Source organism: Flavobacterium fructosi, from assembly GCF_042787335.1.
GTDB classification, from domain to species: Bacteria; Bacteroidota; Bacteroidia; order Flavobacteriales; family Flavobacteriaceae; genus Flavobacterium; species Flavobacterium fructosi.
This window is the reverse complement of sequence record NZ_JBHZQA010000003.1, coordinates 358381-371736: the sequence shown is the minus strand read 5'-3', so window position 1 is coordinate 371736 and position 13356 is coordinate 358381. Positions and strand designations below refer to the sequence as shown.

Genomic DNA, 13356 nt, shown 5'->3' with positions numbered 1-13356 from the left:
TTATTTTTTCGAAAACAAATATTTACATTTGATTTACGAAGAACAGGTTAAATAAAATCAATTTATGTCTCAAAACAAAGTCATCCTGGGTAGCGAAGAATGGTGTTCATTCCCTGAATTAGGAATTCCAACAATAAAAGCACGTGTCGATTCAGGTGCTAAAACATCTGCTTTACACGCAATAAATATTGCCCCATTTATAAAAAATGAAGCCAACTGGGTAAAATTTGATATCAATCCCATTCAGAATAACCTAAAAACTGTTATTCATTGTGAGGCACCTTTGGTTGACAAACGGATAGTAAAAAGTTCCAGTGGATTTAGAGAGCAGCGTTATGTTATTAAAACCAATTTAAAAATTGGAGAATCGATATGGCCAATAGAAATGACATTGACCAATAGGGATTCCATGGGTTTTAGAATGCTTTTAGGCCGTGAAGCCATGAGCGGTAGAGTTCTTGTTGATCCTGAACAAAAATATCTTTTAGGCCAACCTACAGCTGAAAGTTTGAAGGAACTTTATAAAAATTCTGAAAAAGCGAGTTCTGGTTTACGTATAGGCCTTTTAGCCAGTAATCCCGACCTGTATAGCAATAAGAGAATTATGGAAGCAGGTGAAATGCGTGGTCATGAGATGCACTTTTTGAATATTAAGGAATGCTACATGAAGTTAGACGCAAAAACGCCGGAAATTCACTACCGGGGAGGGAAAATTCTAAATCAATTTGATGCTATCATCCCTAGAATCCGACCTAGTATTACCTTTTATGGCTGTGCTTTGACGCGTCAGTTTGAAGCCTTAAAAGTTTTTTGTTTAAATTCTTCCACCGCAATTACGCAATCACGAGATAAATTATATTCTTTGCAACTATTACTGAATCATGGTGTAGATATTCCTACCACTGGTTTTGCAAATTCTCCTTTGGACACCAATGATCTAATTAAAATGGTTGGTGGTTCTCCCCTAATTGTAAAATTACTGGAAGGTACGCAAGGAAAAGGTGTAGTATTGGCAGAGACAAAAAAAGCCGCTGAAAGCGTTATTAATGCTTTTAAAAGCTTGAATGCTAACATATTAGTTCAGGAATTTATCAAAGAAGCCAACGGAAAAGACATCCGTTGTTTTGTCATTGACGGTAAAGTGGTAGCTGCGATCCAACGAGAAGCAATGCCAGGTGAATTTAGAGCCAACATACACCTCGGCGGGACGGCCTCCATTATAAAAGTAACAAGCGAAGAAAAGCGCATCGCAATTAAAGCTGCTAAAGCCATGGATCTCAAAGTCGCAGGCGTAGATATTATTCGTTCTGCAAAAGGGCCTTTACTATTAGAAGTTAATTCCTCACCAGGACTTGAAGGCATCGAAGGTGCTACTAATAAAGATATTGCGGGCGAAATGATAAAAGCCATTGAAAAGAATTTCAAATTGGTTTAATTAATTTTAACTAAAAAAATGAATATATATATTGACATTATACTGAGGAGCGTATCCGTTTATTTATTTATGATTATTGCTTTACGGATTTTCGGCAAGAAAGAGTTATCACAACTAAATACCGCTGATGTAATACTAATTTTGTTGATTAGTAATTCTGTGCAGAATGCCATGGTAGGAACGGACACTACGCTTTGGGGGGGATTAGCGGCAGCGACGGTACTTTTCTTTATCAATTTTGTTTTGAAGAAATTAATGTACAAGTATAAAGGTTTCAGCGATTTTATGAAGGAAAAACCAGAAATCTTAATTCATAACGGAAATTTAGACTTTAAATCTTTAAGTCGATTAAACATCACGGCTGACGAATTAAAAGAAGCGATGCGAGAACATGGCTTAGAATATTTTAAAGATGTAAAATTAGCTATGTTAGAGATCGATGGGAATATAAGCATCATTTCTGGAGATCGAGATCTTAAACAAACCCAATATAAACGAAAAATAAGAAGAAAAAAAATATTGGTTTAAACTTCGTTTTAAATTTTATTCAGGTTTTAAAATACAATTTCATTTATAAAAACCCCATCCGCAGCACATCCTCGGATGGTTTTTTTTTATCAATTATAAATCTATGTTTTTAAAGAAATAAACTTAAAGTGTAATACACCAATCCCGCTAAAAAAGCTGAAATAGGAATAGTTAGAACCCACGCCCACAATAAACTAACCGTCATTCCCCAACGCACCGCTGATATTCTTTTAGTAAGTCCTACTCCGATAATAGAGCCGGTAATAGTATGAGTTGTACTTACGGGCACTTTAAAATGTTCCGTGAAATACAACGTTAATGCACCTGCAGTTTCTGCCGCGACTCCTTCAAAAGAGGTAACCTTAGTGATTTTGGAACCCATTGTTTTTACAATTTTCCAACCACCACTTAAAGTACCTACAGCAATTGCGGTGTAACATGCTAATGGAATCCAACCTGGCATTGCGCCTTTTATATTTAAATCATCATTAGGCAACACTACTTGCAACCATTCCGGAAGCGTAATTATATTTGCTCCGCTGGTGTTTATATAAACAGCAACCGCAGCAGCAATAATACCCATCACTTTTTGTGAATCGTTTCCTCCATGCCCTAAACTAAAGGCAGCAGAGGAAAGTAATTGCATTTTCTTTAACCAGGCTGTAGCTTGGTGTAAATTTAAACTGCTAAATATTAAGCAAAATAAACTTACTGTTAAGATAATAAAAGCAACCAAAAACCATTTTATGTTATGCGATTCAAAGACAACACTCCAGAAATGAGAATCGAAACGCGGTTTTTCAATATCAGCATAATTTACCATCTGACCTTGTACAAACCAGATTGTCAATACCATTAGGGATAAGGTGAAAATTTTAGGAAAAATACTTTTTTTCGATGCGTTCAAAAGCCATATTGAGATCAAATAGGAAATCAAAGCTCCTAATAATGGTGCCAAAACAATAAAAGCAACAATGATAAAAACCCCAGATGGCATTCCCCCGTCTTTGCCTGCTTTGTACCAACTTACGATATTATACCAGTGTCTGGTATGCGCAACACCTTCTTCAAGGACCATGTAGTCACCAAAACCATGAACAGCAATAGCATGCGCCAATGCAGCACCTGCAAAACCACCAATCAATGTATGTGAAGAACTAGAAGGAATTCCTTGCCACCAAGTAATTAAATTCCAAACGATAGCAGCGATTACTCCTGCCAGTATAACAGTAAGATTAATTTCGCTAGTTTCAGCGGTTTTTGCGACCGTATTAGCGACACCTAAACCAAAAACCCAATAGGCCAAAAAGTTAAAAAAAGCGGCCCAAATTACGGCCTGAAAAGGAGTTAATACCTTTGTAGCAACAACTGTAGCTATAGCATTAGCAGCATCATGAAAACCATTTATGTAATCAAAAATTAAAGCCAAAACTATAATAACAATAAGTAAAGTCATAATAAATTTTTAAAATGAAACTGAAAGATTAAGAATGTTTTACAGAAATTGATTCTAAAACACTTGCGACACTCTTACATTTATCAGTTGCTGATTCTAAAACTGACAACACTTCTTTATACTTAATAATATTTTTTGCATCAGTTTCATTTTCAAAGATTTCGAAAACAGCTTTATTATAAACATTATCAGATTTATTCTCTAACTTATTTATTTTTGCGCAAGCATCGGTAATCTTTTTGATATTTTTTAAATTTCTAAGTTCCTTTACCGCTACATCAATATGTTGACAAGCTTCAAGATTGATTTCTGTCAACTTTCTAATAGACTTAGTAATTTTATCTACCTGATACAAGCGCATTCTGCTGGCGGCTCCGTGAAGATAATCAGCAACATTGTCTATTGAAGTAATTAAGGAATGGATATCCTCTCTATCAAATGGGGTAATGAAATTTCTACTCAACTCAAGATTGGTTTGACGCGTTATGTCTTCTCCTTTTTGCTCTAAAGCATCTATTTTTTGAAAAAGAACTTCTCTTTCTTTCAAAGGAAGATTTACTGCTTCGTGCAAATTAGAAGCCAATTCAATTAAATTACTAGAAGCTTGCTCAAAAAGAGGAAAGAACTTTTTATCCTTAGGAACCAAAAATTGGAAAATACTATTTAATGACATTTTATTAATTTTAGATTACAAAATTACTTCTTTATTTTGCGTTAACGTTATGAAAACGTTAACAAATCTTCTTCAATCTGAAAACTATTCAAAAACGAAACTGATTTTTCTATATCATAATGCAAAATTCGATCTTCTTTTACCAATGAAACCTCTTCACGATAAGCCCCTAAAAACATTTCGATGAAATCACTTGATTGCAAAGGTCTTCTATATTCGATCGCTTGCGAAGCATTCATCAATTCAATAGCTAAAATTCGCTCTAAATTATCCATTACTCGCAATGCTTTTGTAGCTGCATTAGCTCCCATACTTACATGATCTTCTTGGCCATTACTTGACACAATACTATCTACACTAGCCGGTGTTGCCAATTGTTTATTTTGACTTGCAATGCTCGCTGCTGTATATTGCGGAATCATTAATCCCGAATTCAAACCTGGATTATCGACTAAAAATGCAGGAAGACTTCGCAAACCAGAAATCAATTGGTAGGTTCTTCTTTCAGAAATACTTCCTAATTCTGCCAATGCAATTGCCATGAAATCCAATGCCAAGGCTAATGGTTGACCATGAAAATTACCGCCGGAAATGATTTGATCACTTTCAATAAAAATATTAGGATTATCAGTCACCGAATTGATTTCTGTTTTAAAAACTTTTTTTACATAATCAATAGTGTCTTTTGATGCACCGTGAACCTGCGGCATACATCTGAACGAATACGGATCTTGAACATGCTTTTTTTCCTGCTCAATAATTTCACTGCCTTCAAGAATACCTTTTATACGATTAGCAGTTACAATTTGTCCTTTATGAGGTCTGATAAAATGAATTAATTCATTAAAAGGTTCAATTCTTCCATCGAATCCTTCAAGAGAAATCGCACCTATTAGATCTGCCAAATAGGAAAACTTATTGGCTTTCATTATTATATGCGCGCCATAAGCACTCATAAATTGTGTCCCATTCAATAAAGCTAGTCCTTCTTTCGATTTTAAAACGATAGGTTCCCAATTGAAATGCTTTAAAACTTCACTGGAGTGGACTTTCTTTCCTTCAAAAAACACTTCACCTTCACCCAATAAAGGCAATGATAAATGCGCTAATGGAGCTAAATCACCAGAGGCTCCCAGAGAACCTTGCGTATAGATAATAGGTAAAATATCATTATTATAAAATGCTATTAAACGCTCAACTGTTTGCAACTGTATCCCGGAATGACCATAACTCAAGGATTGAATTTTAAGCAATAACATCAGTTTAACAATTGCATGTGGCACTTCTTCACCTGTTCCACAAGAGTGGGATTTTACCAAATTTTCTTGTAGTTTTGACAGATTTTCATTTGATATTTTAACATTACAAAGTGAGCCAAAACCTGTATTTATTCCATAAATAGGCGCAGCGTGCGTCTCCATTTTCTTGTCTAAATAATCCCTGCATTTCTGGATATTAATTTTTGCTTCTTCAGACAGCTCTAACGATTTATGATGCGAGATAATTTCATTCAAAGCTTCTAACGAAAGTACCGCTGTACTTATAAAATGTGTATTGTCCATTTCATGTTCTTTTTAATTGCCCAAAATTGAATAAATCAATATTAAAAAGCAAGATATTTTATTGATAATTTAAAATTCCTATACAAAAAAGTTTAATTAATAGATTTCACGCAAATAATCCTATCTTTAATATAATTGTTTAAATCTCTTTCTATTTATTTTCAAATGATTAGAATCCAAATTTAATAAATTTCAACTATTTCTTACCGTTTTGTATTTTAAGCAAACTCCCGGAAATAAAGCAAAAAAGGTCAAAAAGCACCTATTTAGACCTAAAAAGACTTGATAAAATCGCTTTCCATTAGCTTAAAATTTTGAACAATTATAAGAATAGCTACGATAAACAGCTTGTATATTAAACAATATCTAATTTAATTCAAATTGGAACTGAATTTTTAAAATATTCGCAAAAAAAAGAATTTAGCGCTCCTTTTTTTATAAAAAACTGTACTTTTGAAAAATAATAATGACAGCTAACAGACCTCTATATCACCCTTCGATAACAACTCAAATTTGGGTCGTAATTCCTGTTACTTCTACATTTACAACTACAACAACTCCTACCCCTTAGGGGTATACAATTTACATATAATCCTATTTTTATATTTTTCTTTTTTTAAGAAGGAAAGGTATTGGATGTATAAATAATGTTTCCTTTTTATAAAAAAAAACAAACAAAATGAAAGTATTAAAATTTGGTGGAACTTCGGTAGCCAATGCACAAAATATAAAACTAGTCCTAGACATAGTCATCAATAAAGCACAAGAGGAAAAATTAGTGGTAATAGTTTCTGCGTTTAGCAAAGTAACTGATTTGCTTCAACTCGCTTCCCAAAAAGCGGCTGCCGGTGATGAAAGTTTCAAAGAAATTCTGGCAGAAATAGAGCGAAAACATCTAGATGCTTTAAAAGAATTTATTCCAGTAAGTGAGCAAAGCAGTTTATTAAGCCACGTAAAAAGAATTGTAAATCATCTGGAAACATTACTGGATGGCTGCTTTCTTTTGGGCGAATTATCGGCCAGAACTTCAGATACTATTTTGAGTTTTGGAGAATTATTGTCTTCCTACATCATTTCTGAAGCCTTAAAACAGAATCTAAAAAATAGTGGATATAAAGACAGCCGGGAATTAATAAAAACCGACAATCATTTTGGGAAAGCCACTGTGAATTTTGAAGTTTCGAATCAATTAATTACTGATTTTTTTGACTCTAATGAAAATCAAGTGGTTGTAATGCCTGGTTTTATCGCTGCATCACTTGATGGAATAAACACGACTTTAGGCCGTGGTGGCTCTGATTATACAGCCGCAATCCTTGCCGGAGCTTTGAATGCATCCGACTTGGAAATTTGGACTGATGTAAACGGAATGTATACTGCCAATCCAAAAATTGTAAAACAAGCGCAACCTATCGCCTTCATTTCCTACCAGGAAGCGATGGAGTTGTCGCATTTTGGTGCCAAAGTTTTATACCCGCCAACCATTCAACCGGTATTGAAAAGGAATATTCCAATTCTTATCAAAAATACTTTTGAGCCAAAAGCCGAAGGAACTTATATCTCAAATCAAGAAATGGCGCACACAAACCCTGTGAAAGGAATTAGCCATATTGACAACATCACTTTGATAACTCTTGAAGGTTCTGGAATGATTGGTGTCAGCGGTTCTTCTAAAAGACTTTTTGAAGTATTGTCTCATGAAAATATCAATGTTATTTTTATTACTCAGGCTTCATCAGAGCATTCTATTTGTATTGGAATTTTAAATTCGGATGCTGATGTAGCGGAAGAGGCAATCAACAAAGCTTTTGAAATTGAGATTTTACAAAACAAAATTGATCCATGTATTGTCGAAAAAAACCTTTGCATCATTGCTTTGGTTGGCGAAAATATGAAAAATCATCAAGGTTTAAGTGGTCGAATGTTTAGTACCTTGGGGAAAAATAACGTAAACATCAGAGCGATTGCACAAGGAGCTTCCGAAAGAAATATTTCGGCGGTTATCAACGAAAGAGATGTTAAGAAAGCGTTGAATACCTTGCACGAAAACTTTTTCGAAGAAAATACGAAACAATTAAACCTGTTTGTGATGGGTGTTGGAAATGTAGGGGAGAAATTCATCGAGCAAATTCACCAACAAAAGAAATTCCTAAAAGAAAATCTAAAAATAAATCTGCGCGTCATTGCTTTATCTAATTCCCGAAAAATGTATTTTGACGAGGATGGAATCGCGTTAAAAGAATGGCAGTTCTTACTAGAAACGGGAGAACCTGCAGACAAAGAAAAGTTCATTGCAAATGTAAAAGAACTCAATTTGCGCAACAGTATTTTTGTGGATATCACAGCAAATGAAAGCATATCTAAAACCTACGAACAATATCTGAAACGCAATATTGCCGTAGTAACTTGTAACAAAATTGCCTGCGCTTCTGAGTACGACAATTATAAAAAGCTAAAAAAACTATCCAGACAATTCAACGCTCCTTTTCTGTTCGAAACTAATGTTGGAGCTGGATTACCAATTATTGACACTGTAAAAAATCTGATTGCCTCTGGCGATAAAGTGAATAAAATTCAGGCCGTTTTATCCGGTAGCTTGAACTTTATCTTTAACAATTTTGATGAAAATCATACTTTCCATGACGTTGTAAAAGAAGCTGGCGTACAAGGATTTACAGAACCGGATCCTAAAATTGATTTGAGCGGAATTGACGTAGCCAGAAAGATCTTAATCCTGATCAGAGAAAGTGGCTACAAAATGGAAATCGATGAAATTGTCAATGAATCATTCATGCCTGCAGAATGTTTGGATACTACTTCAAATGAAGCTTTCTTCGAATCCCTGAAAACTCATGCGGCACATTTTGAAACTATTTATAAGGAGGCTTTAAGCAAAGATTCCCGTTTAAAATACGTTGCACAATTCGAAAATGGAAAAGCAAATGTTGGTTTAAGATTCATTCCTAAAGACCATCCTTTTTACAATCTGGAAGGAAAAGACAACATCGTATTATTCTTCACAGATCGCTATGTAGATCAACCTTTATTGATAAAAGGTGCCGGTGCTGGAGCTGCGGTTACCGCTTCTGGAATATTTGCTGATGTAATCAGAATTGGAAACGTGTAGAGACGTTGCAATGCAACATCTCTACGTAAAATAAAAAATTATGAATGAAATAAAAATATTTTGCCCCGCGACAATCGCCAATCTTTCCTGTGGATTTGATGTCCTAGGGCTTTGTTTAGAAACAGCGGGTGACGAAATGATTATTCGAAAATCAGATATTAAAGGGATTCGTATCACTAAAATTGTGGGTGCCGACTTGCCTCTGGAAACCGAAAAAAATGTAGCTGGAGTAGCTGCTTTGGCGATGCTGGAAGCTATAGAAACCGAATTTGGATTTGAAATCGAAATCTACAAACACATCAAAGCCGGAAGCGGAATTGGAAGCAGTGCCGCAAGTTCAGCGGGAGCTGTTTTTGGAATCAACGAATTATTGGGACGGCCATTTACCCGAAAAGAGTTGGTTTTATTCGCCATGCAAGGCGAAAAATTAGCCAGTGGAAACGCCCATGCCGATAACGTTGCTCCTGCCCTTTTGGGCGGCTTTACGTTGGTAAGAAGTTCAAATCCATTAGACATTATCAAAATAGAAAGCCCTTCCGAATTATACGCCACTGTCGTTCATCCTCAAATTGAATTAAAAACATCGGATGCGCGTTCGGTATTAAAGCAAACTGTTTCCCTGAAAAGTGCTATTACGCAATGGGGAAATGTGGGCGGATTAGTAGCTGGATTATACACTAAAGATTACGATTTAATCGGACGTTCCTTACATGATGAAATCGTCGAACCGTTGCGAAGTGTATTGATTCCAGGATTTGATTTAATCAAGCAAACAGCTTTAGAAAACGGAGCCTTAGGGTCTGGAATTTCAGGTTCAGGTCCTTCAATTTTTGCTTTAAGCAAAGGAAAGGAAACAGCTGATAAAATTGCCAAAGCCATGAGCGCCGTATACGACGCAATGAATTTACCGTATGAGATTCATGTTTCTAAAGTGAACGATGAAGGAATGAAAATAATATAATCCACCTAACCCCCGAAGGGGAATAAAAGGAATAAAAATAGTGATTTTAAAATTACAATAAACACATTCTGAATCCAGTTTCGTCTCCCTTCCCTTTTGGGAGGGTTGGGGTGGAGATTCTAAATTTTTATACACAATGAAATATTACAGTTTAAACCATAACGCACCCAAAGTTTCTTTCCAAGAAGCCGTAATACAAGGATTAGCAACAGACAAAGGATTGTATTTTCCGGAAACAATTACTCCTTTAGCTCCTGTTTTTTTTGAAACTATCGAAAGTTTAAGCAATGAAGAAATTGCTTTCGAAGCGATTCAACAATTTATAGGTGACGAAATCCCCGTAGCCACTTTAAAACAAATCATTGCCGAAACTTTGTGTTTTGATTTCCCACTGGTTGAAGTAGAAAAAGACATTTATTCTCTCGAATTGTTTCATGGCCCAACCATGGCTTTCAAGGATGTAGGAGCGCGTTTCATGTCACGTTGTTTGGGTTATTTCAATAAAGACAACAAAGACAGCAGAAATACCGTTCTTGTAGCTACTTCCGGTGATACTGGTGGTGCTGTAGCCAGTGGTTTCCTTGGTGTAAAAGGTGTGGAAGTCATTATCCTGTATCCATCCAGAAAAGTGAGCGATATTCAGGAACGACAATTGACCACTTTAGGACAGAATATTAAAGCACTTGAAGTAGACGGTGTTTTTGATGATTGTCAGGATATGGTCAAAAAAGCATTCTTGGACGAAAGTCTAAAACATAAAAATCTAACTTCGGCAAATTCGATTAATATTGCGCGCTGGTTGCCACAAATGTTCTATTTTTTCTTTGCGTACAAAGCATTAAAAAAACAGAATAAACGATTGGTTTTCTCTTGTCCGAGTGGTAATTTTGGAAATATTTGCGCCGGTATCATTGCCAAAAAAATGGGATTGCCAATCGAGCATTTTGTAGCTTCCACGAATGTGAATGATACGGTGCCACGATTTTTAGAAAACGGAATCTACAATCCAAAACCTTCTATCGCCACGATTTCGAATGCGATGGATGTGGGCAATCCAAGTAATTTCATCCGAATTCAGGAAATGTACCACAATGATTTGGAGCAATTCAAAAAAGATTTTTCTTCTTTTACTTTCAATGATGAAGAAACCATTATTGCCATGAAAACCATTTACAATACCAGCGGTTACATTGCAGAACCGCACGGAGCAGTTGGATATCTAGGTTTGAAAAAAGAATTACAAAACCACGTCAATGCGATTGGTATTTTCTTAGAAACCGCCCATCCAATAAAGTTTTTGGATACGGTTGAACCAACATTAAACGTAAAACTGCCGATTCCTGCGCAAATTAAAAGTGTGTTAGGAAAGGAAAAAGTGAGTACAAAAATTAAAACGTATGAGGAATTGAAAGCGTTTTTAGCCTAGTTTTTATAGCTTCCTCTTAAAAAGACAAAAACGGCTGAAAAAATTTTTAGCCGTTTCTAAATAATTGTTTACTCTGTCAAATTCGAGCAGTTAAAAACTAAATCGCTCGAATTTGAAATAGTAAAGAATCTTACAATTTATTAAACTTAAACTTCTGCCCGCCAACCGATGCTTCGTACATGAGTCCCCCTTTTTGCATGGTGAATACCATTACGCCTTCTGTATATTTTACATTTGCTGAGGCACCTTCGGTTACGGCCACTGCTGAAGCTTGAGCGGAAAACTCGAATCGACTTTCTTTAAACCGTTCCAATTCCTTTTTTGTCTCAAAAAATATTACCTCTCGATACGCTTGTCCGCCTGCCTGAAATCCTATGCTCAATTGCGATAACTTTGCCATACCTACCATTTTGCTATTTTCATAGACAACACCATTCCCAGCCGCTCCTCCAATACCAAACCCTGCTTTACCAACATTGGGAAAAATAACATAGCCTGCCGCTTTTTCAAAAAGTCCTTTCATTAAAGGATCACTTTTAATGAACTCTGCTTTTGCGGTATGACTGTCAGCAATAACTTTGTTCTTTCTCGCAGTCGATTGCCCAAATGTAAGTGTACTATTGATTGCAAAAGCGATCAGTATTATCCAAATAATCTTTAAATTTTTCATATATTACAGCTATTAAATTAGTATTAATTTTCTTTATTCAAAGTTAAGATAAATTCCTTAAAAAAATTCAATTTACTGTTGATTATCAATACTATAGGTAATGTAAATTTCGATTTATTAGCTCCTTATCTCACAAAACTAAATTAGCACAATTACTATGAAGGGATGTTACACAATTATTGCTTTTACTTTCAAAATTACTTTTTTGAAAGTACAATTTTTGCTTTCAAGTATTTTTAGCTTTCAGCCTCGATAGTTGGGATTTCTCGAATTCCTTTTGGTTCTATAATACCAAAATATAATTCTGTTATCCTTTTTCCTATCTTTGAAAAAGACAAACAAAAAATATAACATTAGTATTCATGATTACAAAAGCGACTTTAGAAGACGTTTCCTTATTAAATAAATTAATCAATTCAGCGTATCGCGGGGAATCTTCTAAAAAAGGATGGACCACTGAAGCCAATATTCTAGAAGGGCTCCGAACCAATGAAAAAGAACTAAGGGAAACCATCCAGAATACTAAAAATACGATTCTGAAATTTACGGAGAATCAAGAAATTATAGGTTGTGTATTGTTGGTGGAGAAAGAACAAAAATTGTATTTAGGCATGCTGACCGTTTCGCCAGAATTACAAAACAGTGGCATTGGCAAAAAATTATTACAGCAGGCCGAAATTCATGCTTCGACGCTGGGATTACCAAAAATTATAATGACAGTGATTTCCGTTCGGGAGGAATTAATTGCTTGGTACAAACGCAATGGTTATGTTGATACAGGAGTAAGAGAACCCTTTCCGGCAAGTGATGTTCATGTTCCAATCTCAGAACAACCTTTGGAATTTATTGTGTTAGAGAAAAGAATAACGTAAATTCAGGATCTATTTACAAAAATAATTTATGGGCTACAAACAAATATCAAATCGAAATGAAATGGAAAACAGCAACAAAACACTCGTTATAAAAGATTTAAAAGAAAAATCAGTTCTTGTATCCAGAGAATTTAATGCTCCGCTTGAAAAAGTATGGCGTGCTTACACGGAACGTGAATTACTGGAACAATGGTGGGCACCACAGCCTTGGAAAGCCCAAACCAAAACAATGGACTTCTCAGTTGGCGGATATTGGTTGTACGCGATGGTAAGTCCTGAAAATGAAAAACATTGGGGTCGTATGGACTATACTGCAATAACGCCTCATAAAAGCTTTATGATCAAAGACGTTTTTTGTGATGACGATGGAAATATAAACTCTTCTCTGCCGGTTTCTAAAGGAACTATTGTTTTTACTAAAACTGACACTAGTACTTTGGTTGAATTCAAGATGATTTATTCTACTGAAAAAGAGATAGAAACCATAATTGAAATGGGCTTTGAACAAGGCATTACTGCCTGTCTTGACCAATTAGAAAAGTTATTTCAAGAGAATAAAATCTAGCGATAAGCAAAATTTCTCTTAATCTTCGGCTGCTCGCGTAAGGGATTGCGGCGGCATCCTTTATTTTTTTCTTTCAAAAAA

The 13356-nt window shown here is 35.3% G+C and carries 11 protein-coding genes; 7 read left to right on the top strand and 4 right to left on the bottom strand.

Going from position 1 to position 13356, the window contains the following annotated elements; genetic code table 11:
• Positions 1-64 precede the first annotated feature (64 nt).
• Together rimK and ACFX5D_RS06930 are read left to right on the top strand one after the other, a co-directional pair.
• The gene (rimK, locus tag ACFX5D_RS06935) at positions 65-1435 is read left to right on the top strand and encodes a 30S ribosomal protein S6--L-glutamate ligase (RefSeq protein ID WP_379852684.1); all 1371 of its coding nucleotides are present in this window, start codon (positions 65-67) and stop codon (positions 1433-1435) included.
• A gap of 18 nt (positions 1436-1453) precedes the next feature.
• Positions 1454-1963, top strand: a complete 510-nt coding sequence (locus ACFX5D_RS06930) for a DUF421 domain-containing protein (protein ID WP_379857503.1) — start codon at positions 1454-1456, stop codon at positions 1961-1963.
• 109 nt (positions 1964-2072) lie between these two features.
• Here the strand turns inward: ACFX5D_RS06930 and ACFX5D_RS06925 are convergent, their stop codons facing one another.
• The 3 genes from ACFX5D_RS06925 to hutH are packed head-to-tail and all read right to left on the bottom strand — an operon-like array spanning position 2073 to position 5654.
• Positions 2073-3419, bottom strand: coding sequence for an inorganic phosphate transporter (locus tag ACFX5D_RS06925; RefSeq protein ID WP_379857502.1), 1347 nt, complete (start codon positions 3417-3419; stop codon positions 2073-2075).
• Between the two features lie 28 nt (positions 3420-3447).
• Positions 3448-4092 carry a DUF47 domain-containing protein gene (locus tag ACFX5D_RS06920; protein ID WP_379857501.1) on the bottom strand — a complete coding sequence of 215 codons (645 nt, stop codon included), beginning with the start codon at positions 4090-4092 and terminating at the stop codon, positions 3448-3450.
• A 47-nt stretch (positions 4093-4139) separates the two neighbouring features.
• A complete protein-coding gene (hutH, locus tag ACFX5D_RS06915) occupies positions 4140-5654 on the bottom strand; it encodes a histidine ammonia-lyase (protein ID WP_379857500.1) in 1515 nt (504 codons plus the stop codon).
• 679 nt (positions 5655-6333) lie between these two features.
• On the opposite strand from hutH, the gene thrA reads away from it, so the two are divergent.
• The 3 genes from thrA to thrC all read left to right on the top strand — a co-directional run bounded on the left by thrA (position 6334) and on the right by thrC (position 11168).
• Positions 6334-8781 (top strand): bifunctional aspartate kinase/homoserine dehydrogenase I, encoded by a 2448-nt coding sequence (gene thrA / locus ACFX5D_RS06910; RefSeq protein ID WP_379857499.1) that lies wholly within the window; start codon positions 6334-6336, stop codon positions 8779-8781.
• Between the two features lie 40 nt (positions 8782-8821).
• The gene (locus tag ACFX5D_RS06905) at positions 8822-9742 is read left to right on the top strand and encodes a homoserine kinase (protein WP_379857498.1); all 921 of its coding nucleotides are present in this window, start codon (positions 8822-8824) and stop codon (positions 9740-9742) included.
• A gap of 136 nt (positions 9743-9878) precedes the next feature.
• On the top strand, positions 9879-11168 hold the full coding sequence (gene thrC / locus ACFX5D_RS06900; RefSeq protein WP_379857497.1) for a threonine synthase: 1290 nt from the start codon (positions 9879-9881) through the stop codon (positions 11166-11168).
• 130 nt (positions 11169-11298) lie between these two features.
• On the opposite strand, the gene ACFX5D_RS06895 is transcribed toward thrC, so the two are convergent.
• Positions 11299-11838 (bottom strand): lipid-binding SYLF domain-containing protein, encoded by a 540-nt coding sequence (locus tag ACFX5D_RS06895; protein ID WP_379857496.1) that lies wholly within the window; start codon positions 11836-11838, stop codon positions 11299-11301.
• Positions 11839-12200: 362 nt separating this feature from the next.
• Here ACFX5D_RS06895 and ACFX5D_RS06890 point away from each other — a divergent pair, with 362 nt between their 5' ends.
• The gene (locus ACFX5D_RS06890; RefSeq protein WP_379857495.1) at positions 12201-12710 is read left to right on the top strand and encodes a GNAT family N-acetyltransferase; all 510 of its coding nucleotides are present in this window, start codon (positions 12201-12203) and stop codon (positions 12708-12710) included.
• A 28-nt stretch (positions 12711-12738) separates the two neighbouring features.
• The gene (locus tag ACFX5D_RS06885) at positions 12739-13275 is read left to right on the top strand and encodes an SRPBCC family protein (protein ID WP_379857494.1); all 537 of its coding nucleotides are present in this window, start codon (positions 12739-12741) and stop codon (positions 13273-13275) included.
• The last annotated feature ends 81 nt before the right edge of the window (positions 13276-13356 follow it).

Excerpts from the sequence above, each read along its gene's own strand:
- rimK (WP_379852684.1), top strand. The coding sequence starts at position 65 with ATGTCTCAAAACAAAGTCATCCTGGGTAGCGAAGAATGGTGTTCATTC.
- ACFX5D_RS06930 (WP_379857503.1), top strand. The coding sequence starts at position 1,454 with ATGAATATATATATTGACATTATACTGAGGAGCGTATCCGTTTATTTA.
- ACFX5D_RS06925 (WP_379857502.1), bottom strand. The coding sequence starts at position 3,419 with ATGACTTTACTTATTGTTATTATAGTTTTGGCTTTAATTTTTGATTAC.
- ACFX5D_RS06920 (WP_379857501.1), bottom strand. The coding sequence starts at position 4,092 with ATGTCATTAAATAGTATTTTCCAATTTTTGGTTCCTAAGGATAAAAAG.
- hutH (WP_379857500.1), bottom strand. The coding sequence starts at position 5,654 with ATGGACAATACACATTTTATAAGTACAGCGGTACTTTCGTTAGAAGCT.
- thrA (WP_379857499.1), top strand. The coding sequence starts at position 6,334 with ATGAAAGTATTAAAATTTGGTGGAACTTCGGTAGCCAATGCACAAAAT.
- ACFX5D_RS06905 (WP_379857498.1), top strand. The coding sequence starts at position 8,822 with ATGAATGAAATAAAAATATTTTGCCCCGCGACAATCGCCAATCTTTCC.
- thrC (WP_379857497.1), top strand. The coding sequence starts at position 9,879 with ATGAAATATTACAGTTTAAACCATAACGCACCCAAAGTTTCTTTCCAA.
- ACFX5D_RS06895 (WP_379857496.1), bottom strand. The coding sequence starts at position 11,838 with ATGAAAAATTTAAAGATTATTTGGATAATACTGATCGCTTTTGCAATC.
- ACFX5D_RS06890 (WP_379857495.1), top strand. The coding sequence starts at position 12,201 with ATGATTACAAAAGCGACTTTAGAAGACGTTTCCTTATTAAATAAATTA.
- ACFX5D_RS06885 (WP_379857494.1), top strand. The coding sequence starts at position 12,739 with ATGGGCTACAAACAAATATCAAATCGAAATGAAATGGAAAACAGCAAC.